12 protein-coding genes are annotated in these 13659 nt (G+C 72.5%); 2 read left to right on the plus strand and 10 right to left on the minus strand.

Features of this window, described 5'->3' with window-relative positions:
• Positions 1–10 precede the first annotated feature (10 nt).
• Genes CR165_RS14455 through CR165_RS14465 form a run of 3 tightly spaced genes read right to left on the minus strand, consistent with a single transcriptional unit; the run spans position 11 to position 4342 of the window.
• Entirely contained in the window at positions 11–2947 is a 2937-nt protein-coding gene (locus CR165_RS14455; RefSeq protein ID WP_109517698.1) for an ATP-binding protein, read from the minus strand.
• Between the two features lies 1 nt (position 2948).
• Entirely contained in the window at positions 2949–4046 is a 1098-nt protein-coding gene (locus CR165_RS14460; RefSeq protein ID WP_109517763.1) for a TRAP transporter substrate-binding protein, read from the minus strand.
• A gap of 23 nt (positions 4047–4069) precedes the next feature.
• Complete coding sequence (locus CR165_RS14465) at positions 4070–4342, minus strand: hypothetical protein (protein ID WP_109517699.1); 273 nt, start codon at positions 4340–4342, stop codon at positions 4070–4072.
• Positions 4343–4429: 87 nt separating this feature from the next.
• On the opposite strand from CR165_RS14465, the gene CR165_RS14470 reads away from it, so the two are divergent.
• Positions 4430–5209 (plus strand): glycerophosphodiester phosphodiesterase, encoded by a 780-nt coding sequence (locus CR165_RS14470; protein WP_109517764.1) that lies wholly within the window; start codon positions 4430–4432, stop codon positions 5207–5209.
• A gap of 90 nt (positions 5210–5299) precedes the next feature.
• Here the strand turns inward: CR165_RS14470 and mepA are convergent, their stop codons facing one another.
• The 7 genes from mepA to CR165_RS14505 all read right to left on the minus strand — a co-directional run bounded on the left by mepA (position 5300) and on the right by CR165_RS14505 (position 11650).
• Positions 5300–6142, minus strand: a complete 843-nt coding sequence (gene mepA / locus CR165_RS14475) for a penicillin-insensitive murein endopeptidase (RefSeq protein WP_109517700.1) — start codon at positions 6140–6142, stop codon at positions 5300–5302.
• A gap of 14 nt (positions 6143–6156) precedes the next feature.
• Positions 6157–6441 carry a hypothetical protein gene (locus CR165_RS14480; RefSeq protein ID WP_109517701.1) on the minus strand — a complete coding sequence of 95 codons (285 nt, stop codon included), beginning with the start codon at positions 6439–6441 and terminating at the stop codon, positions 6157–6159.
• Between the two features lie 28 nt (positions 6442–6469).
• Positions 6470–7846, minus strand: a complete 1377-nt coding sequence (locus CR165_RS14485; protein ID WP_109517702.1) for an HlyD family type I secretion periplasmic adaptor subunit — start codon at positions 7844–7846, stop codon at positions 6470–6472.
• Positions 7843–9606, minus strand: coding sequence for a type I secretion system permease/ATPase (locus tag CR165_RS14490; RefSeq protein WP_109517703.1), 1764 nt, complete (start codon positions 9604–9606; stop codon positions 7843–7845). The genes CR165_RS14485 and CR165_RS14490 overlap by 4 nt, the downstream gene beginning before the upstream one ends.
• A 5-nt stretch (positions 9607–9611) precedes the next feature.
• Complete coding sequence (locus CR165_RS14495; protein WP_109517704.1) at positions 9612–10046, minus strand: hypothetical protein; 435 nt, start codon at positions 10044–10046, stop codon at positions 9612–9614.
• 120 nt (positions 10047–10166) lie between these two features.
• On the minus strand, positions 10167–11159 hold the full coding sequence (locus CR165_RS14500) for a glycosyltransferase (RefSeq protein WP_109517705.1): 993 nt from the start codon (positions 11157–11159) through the stop codon (positions 10167–10169).
• Positions 11160–11197: 38 nt separating this feature from the next.
• Entirely contained in the window at positions 11198–11650 is a 453-nt protein-coding gene (locus CR165_RS14505; RefSeq protein WP_109517706.1) for a GtrA family protein, read from the minus strand.
• A gap of 144 nt (positions 11651–11794) precedes the next feature.
• Here CR165_RS14505 and CR165_RS14510 point away from each other — a divergent pair, with 144 nt between their 5' ends.
• Entirely contained in the window at positions 11795–13399 is a 1605-nt protein-coding gene (locus CR165_RS14510) for an ABC transporter substrate-binding protein (RefSeq protein WP_109517707.1), read from the plus strand.
• Positions 13400–13659: the final 260 nt, after the last annotated feature.

Here is a 13659-nt window from a genome sequence, read left to right on the forward strand (position 1 = left end):
GGCGGAGGTCTCAGCCCTCCGCGGCGGGCTCGACCATGGGGTGGCCGAATTGCTGGGTCACCCAGCCGCGCAGCGCCGGCACCGTGGCGTCCAGCGTGGCCTGCACCCGGGCCAGCGGCTCGTTGAGGGAACCGGACTGCGCCACGGTGCGCTGCAGATCCTCCAGCGCCCGCGACAGGCGCCGCGCCCCGATGGTGCGGGCAACGCCCAGCAGGCGGTGCGCGGTGGGGCGGATCTCGCTCACGTCCAGCGTATGCAGCAGCGTCGCAACGCTTTCCTGGCCGCGCCCCAGCTCGGCCACGAACTCCCACAGCACGGCGCTCGCCGCCGGGCCGAGGTCCGCGGCCAGCGCGGCGCAGGCGGAGGTGTCGACCAGCACGGCCTGCTCCAGCGCCCCGTCCGCCTGCGGCGTGGCGCCGGGGCGGGTGCGCCGGTCGTCGGCGTATTGCTGCACCAGGCGCAGCAGCGTCTCGCGGTCGATCGGCTTGGCCAGATGGCCATCCATGCCGGCGGCGCGGCAGGCCTCCACCTGCTCCGGCATGGCCGAGGCGGTGACGGCGATCACCGGCACGCGGCCGCGCGGCGGCGGCAGGGCGCGGATGCGGCGGGTGGCCTCCAGCCCGTCCATCACCGGCATCTGCAGGTCCATCAGCACCAGGTCGAACTCGCCCTGCTGCACGGCCGACAGCGCCACCGCGCCATCCTCGACGCAGGTGACGTGGTGCCCGGCACTGGTGAGCATGGCGCGGGCCACCAGCCGGTTGGCCGGCACGTCGTCCGCCACCAGCACCTGCAGTGGCATCCGGCTGGCGGTGTCGGACTCGGCCGGCGCCGGCCCGGCATTGCCGGGCGGAGAGTGGGCGGGCGCGGGCAGGGCGGTGGGCAGCGGCAACTCCACCCAGAAGGTGGCGCCCTGGCCCGGCGGGCTGTCGCAGCCGATGCGGCCGCCCATCAGCTCCGCCAGCTGCGCCGCGATCGCCAGCCCCAGCCCGGTGCCGACGCCACCTTCCGGCGTCTGCGCGCCGGGGCTGGCGAGCTGCACGAAATCGCGGAACAGCAGGTGCTGCTGCTCGGGCGGCACGCCGGGGCCGGTATCCTCCACCTCGAGGCGGATGCCGTCCGCGCCGGGGAGGGACCGCGCCCGCAGCGTCACCCGGCCGCCGGAGGGTGTGAACTTCACCGCGTTGGACAGCAGGTTCAGGATCAGCTGGCGCAGCCGCATGGCGTCCACCAGCACGCTGGCGGGCGTGCCCGGCGCCAGCTCCAGCGCGAAGCGCAGCGATTTCCGCTGCACCTCCGGCGTCAGCAGCGCGGCGCTGCGCTCCAGCAGCGGCATCAGCTCGGTGGGGGTGGGGTGCAGCTCCAGCCGGCCGGCGGCGATCTTGGAGAGGTCGAGCAGCCCGTTCACCAGCTCCAGCAGGTGGCGCGCGGCCTCGTGCAGGGTGCGCAGCTGGTCGCGCTGGTCGGCGGCCAGGCGCGGGTCGTTCAGCAGCACCTGGGCGAAGCCCAGGATGCCGTTCAGCGGCGTGCGCAGCTCATGGCTCATCCGCGCCAGGAACTGGCTCTTGGCCTCGCCGGCGGCGGCGGCGGCGTCGCGCGCGGTGGCCAGCTCCTCCATCGCCTGCTTCAGCTCGGTGATGTCGGTGCGGATGCCCACCGTGCCGCCACCCGGCGTCGCCCGCTCGGTGATCAGCACCCAGCGCCCGTCGGGCAGCAGCCGCTCCATCGGCGGGTTGTTGCCGCGGTGCCAACGGCGCATCTCGGCCAGGAAGGCCTGCAGGTCGTCGCCCGCCTGCGGGTACTGGCCGCGCAGGAAGCCCTCCCGCATGATGTCCTCGAAATGCGCGCCGGGCTCGATGAAGGGCGCACTGACGCGGTAGAAATCCTTGTAGCGCGCATTGCAGGCGATGAGCCGGTCGTTCGCGTCCCACATGACGAAGCCGTCCGTCATGGAGTCCAGCGCATTCTCCAGCGTGGCGCGCCAGCGGATGCGCTCGGCCTCCACCTTCTCGCGCTGCCGCATCGCCATCGCCAGCGCGCCCCCCAGCGCCGCCACCAGGGCGGCGAAGCCAAGGGAGATCACCATCGCGCGGAAGCGTTCCTTCTCCCACTCGGCCAGGGCGGCGGAGAGCTTCATGCTCGCCGAGAGCGACAGGGCAGGGTAGAGCAGCGGCCGCACCGCCGAGATGACGCGCTCATTCTCGAAGCGGCTGTTCATCTCGGTGGCCGCGGTGCCGGTGGCTTCCTGCAGCCGCTGCGCCGCGCCAGGGCTGAGCCGCGTGCCAATGCGCGTCTCATCATGCGGCAGGCTGGCCAGCAGCGTGCCGTCGTCGCGCTCCAGCGTGATGCGCAGCCCCGCCCCTTCGCCGCCCACGGCCAGCAGCGTGCCGAGCACCGGCACCGGCATCTCCGCCACGGCCAGCAGCAGCCCATGGCCCGGCAGCGCGACCCGGCGCGCCATGAAGAGCGACCACTCCCCGGTGGCGGGGTTGCGGAACGGCCCGCCGATCAGCACGGCGCCCGGGCGCGGCGCGCTTTCGAAGAAGCTCTTGTCCAGCGCCAGCGGCAGCGGGCGGCGGCGCGAGACGGCGAGGCCGGTGGCCAGCGGCACCCCGTCCGGCCGCACCAGCAGGATGTCGCGGAAGGTGAAGTTCTGGTTGTTCAGCTCGCGCAGGATGCGGTCGAGCAGGGCGCTGTCCAGGCCGCCATTCGTGGCGAGCGGCGTGATGATGGCGGGCAGCCCCGCCAGCACCGCATCCACCTGCACGAAGTTGCGGTTCAGCGAGGCCTCGACGGCGCGCGCCACGCGCTGGACGGTGTCGCTGGCCACGCCGATGGCCGCCTCGCGGGAGCGGCCGATCAGCATGGCCGTGGCGAACCACTGCGCAAGCAGCAGGGCAACCGCGGCCAGCAGAATGGCCAGCCGGATCCGTCGGAATTGCAGCATGTCAGTCGGGCCGGGTCAGGATGCCCAGCGAGGGCCCCAGATAGGTATTCCAGGCACTGGAGCAGCTTTCGCCGCAGCGGTCGATCCAGCGGGGCAGCACCGTCTCGATCAGCAGCTGGCGGCGGCGCTGCTGGTCGGCCGGCGTCACCGGCACCACGGTCATGCGGCCGGGCCGCCCGGTGGTGCAGCCGGGCCGGCCGGCGCTGCAGTCGAGGCCCTCGCCCGTCTGCTGCGCGGCGGCGTCCCAGATGGAGGTCTCCAGCTCCGCCAGCCCCTGCCGGATGGTCTCCCGCAGATCGGCCGGCAGCGAGTCCCAGGTTGCCTTGTTGGCGCCGAACATCGAGACGCCCCAGGTCAGCGCCATGCTGTGCACATGGCTCGTCACCTCGTGCAGCCCGACGGTGTAGCCGGAGAGGGTGCCGGTGACGGCGCATTCCACGACGCCCGCCCGCAGCGCCGCCACCGTATCGGCGAAGGGGATCACCACGGAGGTGGCGCCGAGCGCCTCGAACATCTCGGCCTGCCCCACCGAGGAGGTCCGCACCCGCCGCCCGGAGAGATCGCTGAGGCCGTTGAAGGGCCGCGTGCACCAGGTGACCTGCGCGGGGTAGGTGTAGATCGAGAGCAGCTCGACCCCGTAGCGCTCCTGCAGGATGTCGCGCAGGTGCGGGCGGTAGAGGCGCACCGTCTCGCGCAGCCGGCCGATATCCGGGTTGAGCGCCGGCAGGTCGACCGCGTTGAACTCCGGCTCCTCGCTGGAGACGACGGCGACGAGCGCGGTGCCGAAGGGAACGACGCCGAGCCGCATCAGCGGCAGCACCTCCTCGGCACGGAAGCCGGCGCGGTCGAACGGTGTGATCTCGGCCGTGACGCGGCCCTTGGTCAGTTCCGTGACGCGGTGGCGCCAGAACGGCTCCTCGTACCGGGTGTACTGCGACACGCCGGCCAGGCCGCCCACCACCTTCAGGGTGATGGTCTCCTGCGGTTCGGCCGCCAGCGGGGGCGTGCACAGGGCGGGCGTGCAGAGGGAAAGCGCCAGGCCCAGCGCGGCCATCGCGGGGCGGAACGGACGGCGGCGCGGGGCGCGGCGCGCGAGCATGGCCGGCCCGGCCGAGCGCGGCTTCAAGCCAGCCTGGTGCGCAGCCACTCGCCGGCCTCCGCTGAGAGGCCATCCCAGTTGGCGCTGGTGACCGGCGCGACGAGCAGGGCGCCATCCAGGCCCGCCCGGCGCATCGCACCCTTCAGATGCTCCACCAGGTAGCGCGCCGAAACCGCGCTTTCCACCAGGAGCGAGCCAGGAAGGGCGAGGTGCGACTCCGCCAGTTGCCATACGGCGTCCTCCAGCGCGAGGGCGCCATCGGGCGACTGATCGTGGGCAACCAACAGCAGGGGCATGTCACGACCTCCCGGAGAGCTTCAACCAATGATACAAGGCTGCACACCGTTGCGCCAGAAGCCATGCTGCGGCAGAGAAGCGTGGCCATGACCGAACCCGCCCCCCGAACGGCCGCTCCGGCCGGCGCCGGCACCGCCATCGTCAGCCATCGCGGCGGCGCCTTCCTCTGGCCCGAGAACAGCCTCGAAGCCTTCCGCAACACCCTCTCCCTGGCTGTGGAGCAGGCGGAGTGCGACGTGCACCTCTCGGCCGACGGCGTGCCGGTGGTGATCCATGACGCGACGCTGAACCGCACCACGGAGGGCGACGGCCCCGTGGCGGCGCGCCCGGCGGCGGATCTGGCCGCGACGCGGCTGCGCGGGGCCGGGGCGGGGGGTGCCCGCGTGCCGTTGCTGGCCGATGTGGCGGCGCTGTTCCGGGAACGTCCGATGCAACTCCAGGTGGAGCTGAAGACGGCTCCCGGCGTGGCGCCGGACCCGGCCCTGCTGCCCCGCACCCTCGCTGTTCTGGATGCCGCCGGCATCCGCCCGCAGAGCCGCATCATCGCCTTCGAGGCGACGCTGGCGGCGGCGGCGATGCAGGCTGGCGGGCTTGCGGGAGTCATCTGGCTGTTCGAGCCGGCCCTGCTGCGGCAGATCGGCGCCGAGGGCGTGACCGGCGTCGCCCGCGCCTACGGGTTCGACATGGTGGAGACGCATGTCGCCGCCCTCGATGACGGGCTGATGCGCAGGCTGCGCGCGGCCGGGCTGAAGGTGGGGGTGTGGGGCGCCAACCATGCCGCCAGCATCGAGCGCGCCCTGGCCCTGGGCGTGGATGCGATGGCCACGGATGATCCGGTGCTGGCCCTGCGCCTGCGCGGCTGCTGACAGGCTGCCGGCGACAAGGCTGCCGGCAAGGCCGCGGATCCTGCCGGGAGGCAGGATCAAGAAAGCGCCACAAGCCGTTGATTACAAAATTTAAGGCGCAGCCAGGATGCCGGTGCAGGCGGCCGGCAGCGCGGGTGGCGGCGCCGGCTTGCCGGGGCGCGGCGCGGGCTGGCGGGCCTCGGGCGTGAACCACCAGGCCAGGCTGGAATCGCATCCGTCGCCGGGCGGCACCGGCGCCTGGGGCTGGCAGCCCGGCTGGCCGTCCGGGCAGCGCAGCCGGATGTGGAAGTGTGAATCATGACCCCGCCAGGGCCGCACGCGGCGCAGCCAGGCGGCGCCCGGCATGGCCTCGCACAGCGCCTGCTTGATCGCCGGGTTGACGAAGATGCGGTCCACCGCCGGGTGCTCCGCGGCGAGGCGGATCAGCAGCGCATGGGCCGGCGTGAAGCGCGCGGGGTCCACGCGCATCCCATCCTCCCGCACCACCGAGGGCACCTCGATCCGCTCGCGGGCGGCGGGGGGCAGGGCGGGCTTGGGCCGCAGTTCGAGCCAGATATCGGCGTCGAGCCCGATCTGGTGGCTGGCATGGCCCCAGGGCATGGGGCCGCCGCGCGGCTGGCCGAGATCGCCGACCCAGAAGGGCGGCAGCCCGGCGGCCTGGGCGCGTGCCCCCAGCCCGCGGAGATAGGCGATGAGGTCGGGGTGGCCCCAGAAGCGGTTGCGGGAGAGCCGCACCACCTGCCAGCCCGGCCCATCGGCCGGCAGCGCCACGGCGCCGGCGATGCAGCCCAGCCCGTAGCCGCCGGCGATGCGTGGCGGCCCGGCGGCGGGGCGGGAGGCTTCCGCCCAGTCCCGCGCCGCCTGTGCCACCGCGCCGCCGGGGAGGGCGGCCAGCAGAAGGCACGCCAGCAGCGCCGGCCGCACGCGCCGCATGGCCGCGCCGGCGCTCAGCCGGAGAAGCGGAAGGAGCCCGGCACCGCCTGCGGCTCCGGCGCGGCGGGCTCGGCGGGCGCCGCCTGCTGCTGCGCCTGCTTCACCTTGGCGTCGATCTGCTTCAGCAGCGCCACCACGCTGTTGGCGAAGGCCGGCAGCTGCACCACCGGGATCATCAGCTGCCCGCAGGGCACCGGCTTCCCGTCGGAGCCCGTCTGCGCCAGGGTGATGCGGGTCACGCCGTAGTTGACGCTGGCCTCGAGGACGCCATCGGCGAACAGGACGGGCTTGTCGGTCATCGGGTGGAATACTCCTGCGAGTCTGGGCTTACTGTTCGCGGAAGGCGCGGTGGAAGCTGTCGAGCACCGGCTGCATCATGTAGCGGAAGAAGCTGCGGCTCCCGGTCTGGATCTGCGCCTCGACCGGCATGCCGGGTCGCAGCGCCACATTCTCCAGCCGGGCCAGCTGATCCGGCTCGATGGCGATCTGCACCCGGTAATGGCTCATGCGGGTGCGTTCGTCCAGGGTGACATCCTCGGCGACATAGGTCACCTCGCCATGCAGGTAGGGCACCAGGCGCTGCTTGAAGGCCGGCAGCCGCACCTCGGAATGCAGCCCGGGATAGACCACGTCGATGTCGGTGGGGGAGAGGCGCACCTCGGCCACCAGCCGGTCCTCGGCGGGGACGATCTCCATCACCGGCTCGCCGGCGCGCACCACGGCGCCGAGGTTGAAGAAGCGGCTGCCGACGATGGTGCCGTCCTCCGGCGCGACGATCTCGCGCCGCTGCGCCACGTCGCGGGCGGCGCGCAGCTTCTCCTCCGTCTCGTTCAGGCGGTTGCGCGTCTCGCGCGCCTCGGCGGAGATCTCGGCCATGATCTGGTCGCGGGTCTGGCGGATCTGGTTGCGCGCCTCATCAACCGAGGCGTTGGCGCGCTCCACCTGGCCCATCAGGTCGACCATGTTGCCTTCCAGGGAAGCGACGTTGCGCTGCAGCGCCAGCAGGCGCGGCATCCGCTCCAGCCCCTGGCGCACCAGGGTCTGCACGTCCTGCTCCTCGCGCCGGATCAGCGCGAGCTGGCGCCGCTGGCTGGCGATCTGCCCCTGGGCGGAGGTGGCGGTCGCCTCGTGCTGGGAGATCCGTGCCTCCAGCACCTGGAGCTGGCTGTTCAGATGCGCCCGGCGGGCGGAGAACAGGGTGCGCTGCCCGGTCATCGCCTCCAGCACGCGCGGGTCGGAGCTGCCGGACAGGTCCGGGGGGAAGGTGATGTCGGGCGCGCCGGCGGCCTCGGCGCGGAGCCGCGCATCCTGCGCCAGCAGGGCCCAGCGCTGGGCGCGCAGCGCCTCCAGCCCGCTGCCGGACTGGACCTCGTCCAGCCGCATCAGCACCTGGCCGGCCTTCACCTTGTCGCCGTCCCGCGCCAGGATCTCGCGCACGATGCCGCCCTCGAGGTGCTGCACGGTGCGGCGGTTGCCCTCGCTGCGGATCTCGCCGGGGGCGATCGCCGCCTCGGCCAGCGGCGCCGTCACCGACCAAGCGGTGAAGCCGCCGACGAACAGCACGGTGGCCGCCAGCCCGAACAGCATCGTGCCGCGGGTGCGCGGGCGCGGCGCGTCCAGGGTCAGGTCGGGGGCGACGGGGGGAAGGGTGCTGGGGCCGGCCTTCTGCAGCTCGCCGCCCGGGGGAAGGGTGGTGACGCTCATGCCGCGCCTCCGCTGTTGGTGTTGGCCAGCCGGGGCTGGGCCGGGGGGGCGGCCACCTCGGCCGGGCGGGGCGGCGCCATCAGGCGCTTCAGCACCTCGGCGCGGGGGCCGAACATCTCCACGGCGCCGTCCTTCAGCAGCAGCACCTTGTCCACGCCCTGCACCAGGGCCGGGCGGTGGGAGACCAGCACCACCGTGGTGCCCTGGGCCTTCAGCGCATCGAGCGCGCGCTGCAGGGCGGCCTCGGAATCGCCGTCGAGGTTGGAGTTGGGCTCGTCCAGCACCACCAGCTTGGGCCGGCCGAACAGCGCGCGGGCGAGGCCAATCATCTGCCGCTGGCCGCCCGAGAGATGCTGGCCGCCCTCGCCGATCTCGGTGTCGTAGCCGGCGGGCAGGCGCAGGATCATCTCGTGGCAGCCGGCCATCTTGGCGGCCTCGAACACCGCGTCGGGCGTGGCGTCGCCCATGCGGGCGATGTTGCTCAGCACCGAGCCGTCGAACAGCTCCACATCCTGCGGCAGGTAGCCGACATGGCGGCCGAAATCCTCGCGCTGCCAGGTGTAGACATCGGCGCCGTCGAGCCGGACATTGCCGGCATTGGGCTGCAGCGTGCCGATCAGCAGGCGGATCAGCGTGGTCTTGCCGGCGGCGGAGGGGCCGATCACGGCCAGGCTCTCGCCCGGCTGGAGCGCGAAGTTGACGCCCTTGATGATGGCCACCGCCATGCCCGGCATGCCGTAGGAGACGCGCTCGACCGAGAGGCGGCCGACCGGCTCGGGCAGCGGCAGGCCGGGCGGGCGGATGCGCGGCAGGGCCAGGAAGGCGGAGAGGCGCTTCAGCGCCTGGCGCGCCTGCACCAGCCCCTTCCAGCCGCCGATCAGCTGCTCCACCGGCGCGAGCGCGCGGCCCATGATGATCGAGCCGGCGATCGAGGCGCCCGAGGTGAGCTGCTGCTGCAGCACGAGATAGGCGCCGACGCCGAGGATGGCGAGCTGCACGGCGAGGCGGAAGAACTTGGTGGCCGAGAGCAGCACGGCGGCGCGGTCGGCCGCCTTCTCCTGCGGCACCACGGTGTCCGCCACGGCCTGGCGCCAGCGGCGCATCACCGAGGAGGTCATGCCCATGCTGTCGATCACCTCGGCGTTGCGGGCGATCGCGTCGGCGCGGCGCTGGCCGGCCATGCTGGCGGTGTTGGCCTCGCGCAGCAGGGCGGAGGTGGTCAGCTCGTTCACCAGGGTCAGGATGAACAGCAGCACCGCGCCGCCGAGGGCGATGAAGCCCATCACCGGGTGCAGCATGAAGATGGCGGCCAGGTAGATCGGCACCCACGGCACGTCATAGAGCGCCAGCGCCCCGGGCGAGCCGAGCCAGGAGCGGCAGAAGCCCAGGTCGCGCAGCGCCTCCATGCGGTAGGGGCGGCCGCGGAGCTGGGATTCCAGCGCGCGCTCGAAGCCCTCCGGCGCCACGCGGGCCTCGATCCAGGCGGCGCTGCGCTGCATGATGCGGCTGCGCACCGCCTCCAGCAGCGCCAGCAGCAGCAGGGCCAGGATGGCGATGAGGCTGAGGAACAGCAGGGTGTCGATGCTGCGGGTGGCCAGCACCCGGTCGAACACCTGCATCATGTAGATGGAGACGGTCAGCTGCAGCAGGTTCACCATGCCGCTGAACAGGCCGACGGCGATGAATTCCTTGCGGCAGGCGGCGATGGCGCGCGAGAGCGGCGTGACCGGGGCGGCGCCGGGGCGGGGGGCGAGGGCCATGGCGCTCAGCCCTGCCCCTGCGGGAAGGGCAGCGCGGGAAGGTGCAGGCCGAAGGCCAGGGCCACCCAGGCCAGCGCGGCGAACAGCAGCAGCCCCGCCAGCACCGCGGCCACCAGGGTCAGGAAGCCCGGCGGCGGCCGCTGCCCGGCCAGCGCCTCGCGCGCCGCCTCGGCGCGGAGCCGCTCCAGGTGGTTGTGCAGGTGGCGGTAGGCCCAGTCCTGCATCAGCCGCTCGGCCTCGGCGCGGCGGGCGGGGGCGGCCTCGGCTGTGGGCGCGGTGCCGGATTCGACCGCCAGCGCATAGCTGAGCAAGGCAGGCAGCCTGTCCTCGCCGGCGGCGGGGCGGAAGCCTTCGGGAAGGCCGGAGGCGGGGCTCTCGGTCTGGTCGGCGGAATCCGCCTGGGTGGCCGACTCTGGCCGAATGCGCTGGGGCGCGGACATGTCCGGCTGGTACTCCAACATAAAAAAACGCGGCTTGGCAGTGTGCCGCAAGTGGACGCACCTTACCGTGATGCGCGCTGCGAGGCACGCATCAATCCATCATCTGTTTCATTCCTCATTTTACTGTAAAGCTGAAGTTGCAGCCGGCGCCGTGCTCTCCGGCGCCGGCGGCGCGGGTATGGCGAGATAGGCGATCCGCTTGGCCTCCTGCCGCCCGCGCGTCACCGTCTCCAGCACCAGCCCGACGGCCAGGGAGAGGAAGGACAGCAGCAGGAAGGCCACCGAGGCCAGGAAGGTGGGCAGGCGCGGCACCAGCCCGCTCTCCAGGTAGGTGGAGAAGACCGGCAGGAAGAAGCCGAGCGAGGCCAGGAAGAGCAGCCCCCCCAGCCCGCCGAAGAAGGGCAGCGGCCGCTCCCGCTGCAGCAGGCCGAGGATGGTGCCGAGGATGCGCCAGCCGTCGCGCAGCGTCCGCAGCTTGGAGGCCGAGCCGGCGGGCCGGGCGGCGTAGGCCGTCACCATCTCGCCCACCGGCATGCGCAGCTCCAGCGCGTGGACGGTGAACTCCGTCTCCGTCTCGAAGCCGGTGGCCAGGGCGGGGAAGGATTTGACGAAGCGGCGCGAGAACACCCGGTAGCCGGAGAGCATGTCGCTGACGCGGCGGCCGAAGACCAGCCCCACCAGCCCGGTGAGCAGCCGGTTGCCGAACTGGTGGCCCGGCCGGTAGGCCGCCGTCTCGTGGCTGACGCGCAGCCCCGTCACCATGTCGAGCTGCCGCTCGCGCAGCAGGCGGATCATGGCGGGCGCGGCGGTGGGGTCGTAGGTGCCGTCGCCATCGACCAGCACATAGATGTCGGCCTCGATGTCGGCGAACATGCGGCGCACCACATGCCCCTTGCCCTGCAGCGTCTCGCTGCCGACCTGCGCGCCCGCCGCGCGGGCCACCTCCCGCGTCGCGTCGCTGGAATTGTTGTCATAGACATAGACGCAGGCCTGCGGCAGCGTCCGGCGGAAGCCGGCCACCACGCCGCCGATCGCCACGGCCTCGTTGTGGCAGGGCACCAGAACCGCGATGCGCGGCGCCGGGGCGGCGGGAAGGGTGGCGTCTCTGGACATCGGGGCGTTTCCGCAAAGCCCATCGCAGATGGGGCGGCTCAGGCGCCGCGGAAGACAAAGCGGCGGCTCAACAGGAAATTCCCCGTCATGCCGGCGAGAGACCCGGCAGCCACCGCCACCACCGGATGCGCCGCGGCAAGCGGCCACAGCGCCACGAGGGTGGCGTAGGTGCCGTAATTCGCCACGAAGCCCACCAGGTTCACCAGCAGGAACAGCGCCCATTGCCGCGCCGCGCCGGCGCGCCCGGCGGGGCGGCCGGCGGCGCGGAAGGTCCAGGCGCGGTTCAACGCCCAGTTGCCGCTGGCCGCCGCCAGGTAGGAGAGCACCCGCCCGCCATACAGCCCGGCGCCCAGCCACAGCGCCAGGTAGAGCGTGGCGGTATCGACGATGAAGCCGATGACGCCGACGACGCCGAAGCGCAGCGCCTGCCCGAGCAGCGCGCCATGCCGGGACCGGGCCTGCCGGAGGCGTCGGGTGAGGGCGGGAAGCATGTGGCGCGGGATAGGCCGGCCCGCTCCGCCTGCCAAGAGTTGGCCGGCGGCGCCGCTTCCGCACATCGCCTCTTGCACAGGAGCGGGGCCTCGGCTTCCCTTCGCGCACAGGATGGGCCGAACCCTCCGGGGAGACCGAAAGACATGTATCGACGCCACTTGCTGGGCGCCACCGCGGGCCTCGCCGCCGCCACCGCGCTGCCGCGCTTCGCCATCGGGCAGGGAACCGGCGGCAGTGCCGCGCGGGTGCTGAAGTTCGTGCCCCAGGCCGACCTGGCCGTGGCCGACCCGATCATCACCACCGCCTATGTGACGCGGAACCACAGCTACCTGATCTGGGACACGCTGTACGGCTTCGACGAGGACTACAAGCCGCAGCCGCAGATGGTGCAGGGCCATGTCGTCGAGGAGAATGGCCGCCGCGTCACCATGACGCTGCGCGACGGGCTGAAGTTCCACGATGGCGAGCCGGTGCGGGCGCGCGACTGCGTCGCCTCGATCCAGCGCTGGGCGAAGCGCGACGCGCTGGGCCAGGTGATGATGACGGTGGTGGACGAGCTCTCCGCCCCCGACGACAAGACCATCCTGTTCCGCCTGAAGCAGCCCTTCCCGCTGCTGTTCGAGGCGCTGGGCAAGCCCTCCACGCCGGTCTGCTTCATGATGCCCGAGCGGCTGGCCAAGACCGACGCCACCACGGCGGTGAAGGAGATGATCGGCTCCGGCCCGTTCCGCTTCAAGCCGGATGAGCGGGTGCCGGGCGCGCGCGTCGTCTATGAGCGATTCGCCGACTACGTGCCGCGCGCCGACGGCCCGGTGAGCTGGACGGCCGGCCCGAAGAAGGTGAATTTCGACCGCATCGAATGGCATGTGATGCCGGATGCGGCGACCGCCGCCAACGCCCTGCAGAACGGCGAGGTGGATTGGTGGGAGCAGCCGCCGGGCGACCTGCAGGCGCTGCTGCGCCGCAACCGCAACGTCAACCTGGAGATTCAGGACCCGACGGGCCTGATGGGCATGGCGCGGTTCAACCACCTGCACCCGCCCTTCAACAACCCGGCCATCCGCCGCGCGCTGCTCGGCGCCGTCAGCCAGGCCGATTTCATGACGGCGGTGATCGGCACCGACAAGAGCCTGTGGCGCGAGGGGGTGGGCGTCTTCCCGCCGGACACGCCGCTGGCCACCGATGCCGGCATGGAGGTGCTGACCAGCCGCCGCGACTACGACAAGGTGAAGGCCGACCTCGCCGCCGCCGGCTACAAGGGCGAGAAGGTGGTGCTGATCGCCGCCTCGGACTTCCCCTCGCTCAACGCGCTGGCGCAGGTCGGCCACGACATGCTGAAGAAGTGCGGGCTGAACGTCGAGTTCGTCTCGACCGACTGGGGCAGCGTGGTGCAGCGCCGCGCCAGCAAGGAGCCGCCGGAGAAGGGCGGCTGGAGCATGTTCTTCACCTTCTGGTCCGGGGTGGACATGTTCAACCCTGGCGTGCAGCAGGCGCTGCGCGGCAACGGCCAGTCCGCCTGGTTCGGCTGGCCCACCGCGCCGCGGCTGGAGGAGCTGCGCAATGCCTGGTTCGAGGCGCCCGACCTCGAGGCGCAGAAGGCCATCGCGCGCGATATCCAGCTCCAGGCCTTCCAGGACGTGCCCTATCTGCCCTGCGGCCAGTATTTCCAGGCCTGGGCCTATCGCCGCAACCTGACGGGTGTGCTGAAGGGCCTGCCCATGTTCTGGAACGTGCAGCGCAACGCCTGAGCACAATTTGGCTTTGCGCCGGAAAGGCCCCGACCGGGGCCTTTTTGCGTTTTTGTGGCCTTTTCGCGGCAAGGGCGCTTGCAGCCGCCGCCGCCGCCTGTTCCACTCGCGAAGGGGAGAGCACGGGCAGGCGGGGGTGACGCTCCGATCCCGTGCGGGAGAGGCGGAGGCGTTGCGCCATCCGCCCGGCCGGCCATGCGCCGGCGCTGCCAGCACGCAGGAGGAGAGGGCGCCACGCGCCCGGAACCCGAGGGGGATGG

The sequence above is a fragment of the Teichococcus aestuarii genome (assembly GCF_003116135.1).
GTDB lineage: Bacteria > Pseudomonadota > Alphaproteobacteria > Acetobacterales > Acetobacteraceae > Pseudoroseomonas > Pseudoroseomonas aestuarii.

Bases quoted from the DNA above. Each gene is read 5' to 3' on its own strand.
- CR165_RS14455 (WP_109517698.1), bottom strand. From the start codon at position 2,947: ATGCTGCAATTCCGACGGATCCGGCTGGCCATTCTGCTGGCCGCGGTT.
- CR165_RS14460 (WP_109517763.1), bottom strand. From the start codon at position 4,046: ATGCTCGCGCGCCGCGCCCCGCGCCGCCGTCCGTTCCGCCCCGCGATG.
- CR165_RS14465 (WP_109517699.1), bottom strand. From the start codon at position 4,342: ATGCCCCTGCTGTTGGTTGCCCACGATCAGTCGCCCGATGGCGCCCTC.
- CR165_RS14470 (WP_109517764.1), top strand. From the start codon at position 4,430: ATGACCGAACCCGCCCCCCGAACGGCCGCTCCGGCCGGCGCCGGCACC.
- mepA (WP_109517700.1), bottom strand. From the start codon at position 6,142: ATGCGGCGCGTGCGGCCGGCGCTGCTGGCGTGCCTTCTGCTGGCCGCC.
- CR165_RS14480 (WP_109517701.1), bottom strand. From the start codon at position 6,441: ATGACCGACAAGCCCGTCCTGTTCGCCGATGGCGTCCTCGAGGCCAGC.
- CR165_RS14485 (WP_109517702.1), bottom strand. From the start codon at position 7,846: ATGAGCGTCACCACCCTTCCCCCGGGCGGCGAGCTGCAGAAGGCCGGC.
- CR165_RS14490 (WP_109517703.1), bottom strand. From the start codon at position 9,606: ATGGCCCTCGCCCCCCGCCCCGGCGCCGCCCCGGTCACGCCGCTCTCG.
- CR165_RS14495 (WP_109517704.1), bottom strand. From the start codon at position 10,046: ATGTCCGCGCCCCAGCGCATTCGGCCAGAGTCGGCCACCCAGGCGGAT.
- CR165_RS14500 (WP_109517705.1), bottom strand. From the start codon at position 11,159: ATGTCCAGAGACGCCACCCTTCCCGCCGCCCCGGCGCCGCGCATCGCG.
- CR165_RS14505 (WP_109517706.1), bottom strand. From the start codon at position 11,650: ATGCTTCCCGCCCTCACCCGACGCCTCCGGCAGGCCCGGTCCCGGCAT.
- CR165_RS14510 (WP_109517707.1), top strand. From the start codon at position 11,795: ATGTATCGACGCCACTTGCTGGGCGCCACCGCGGGCCTCGCCGCCGCC.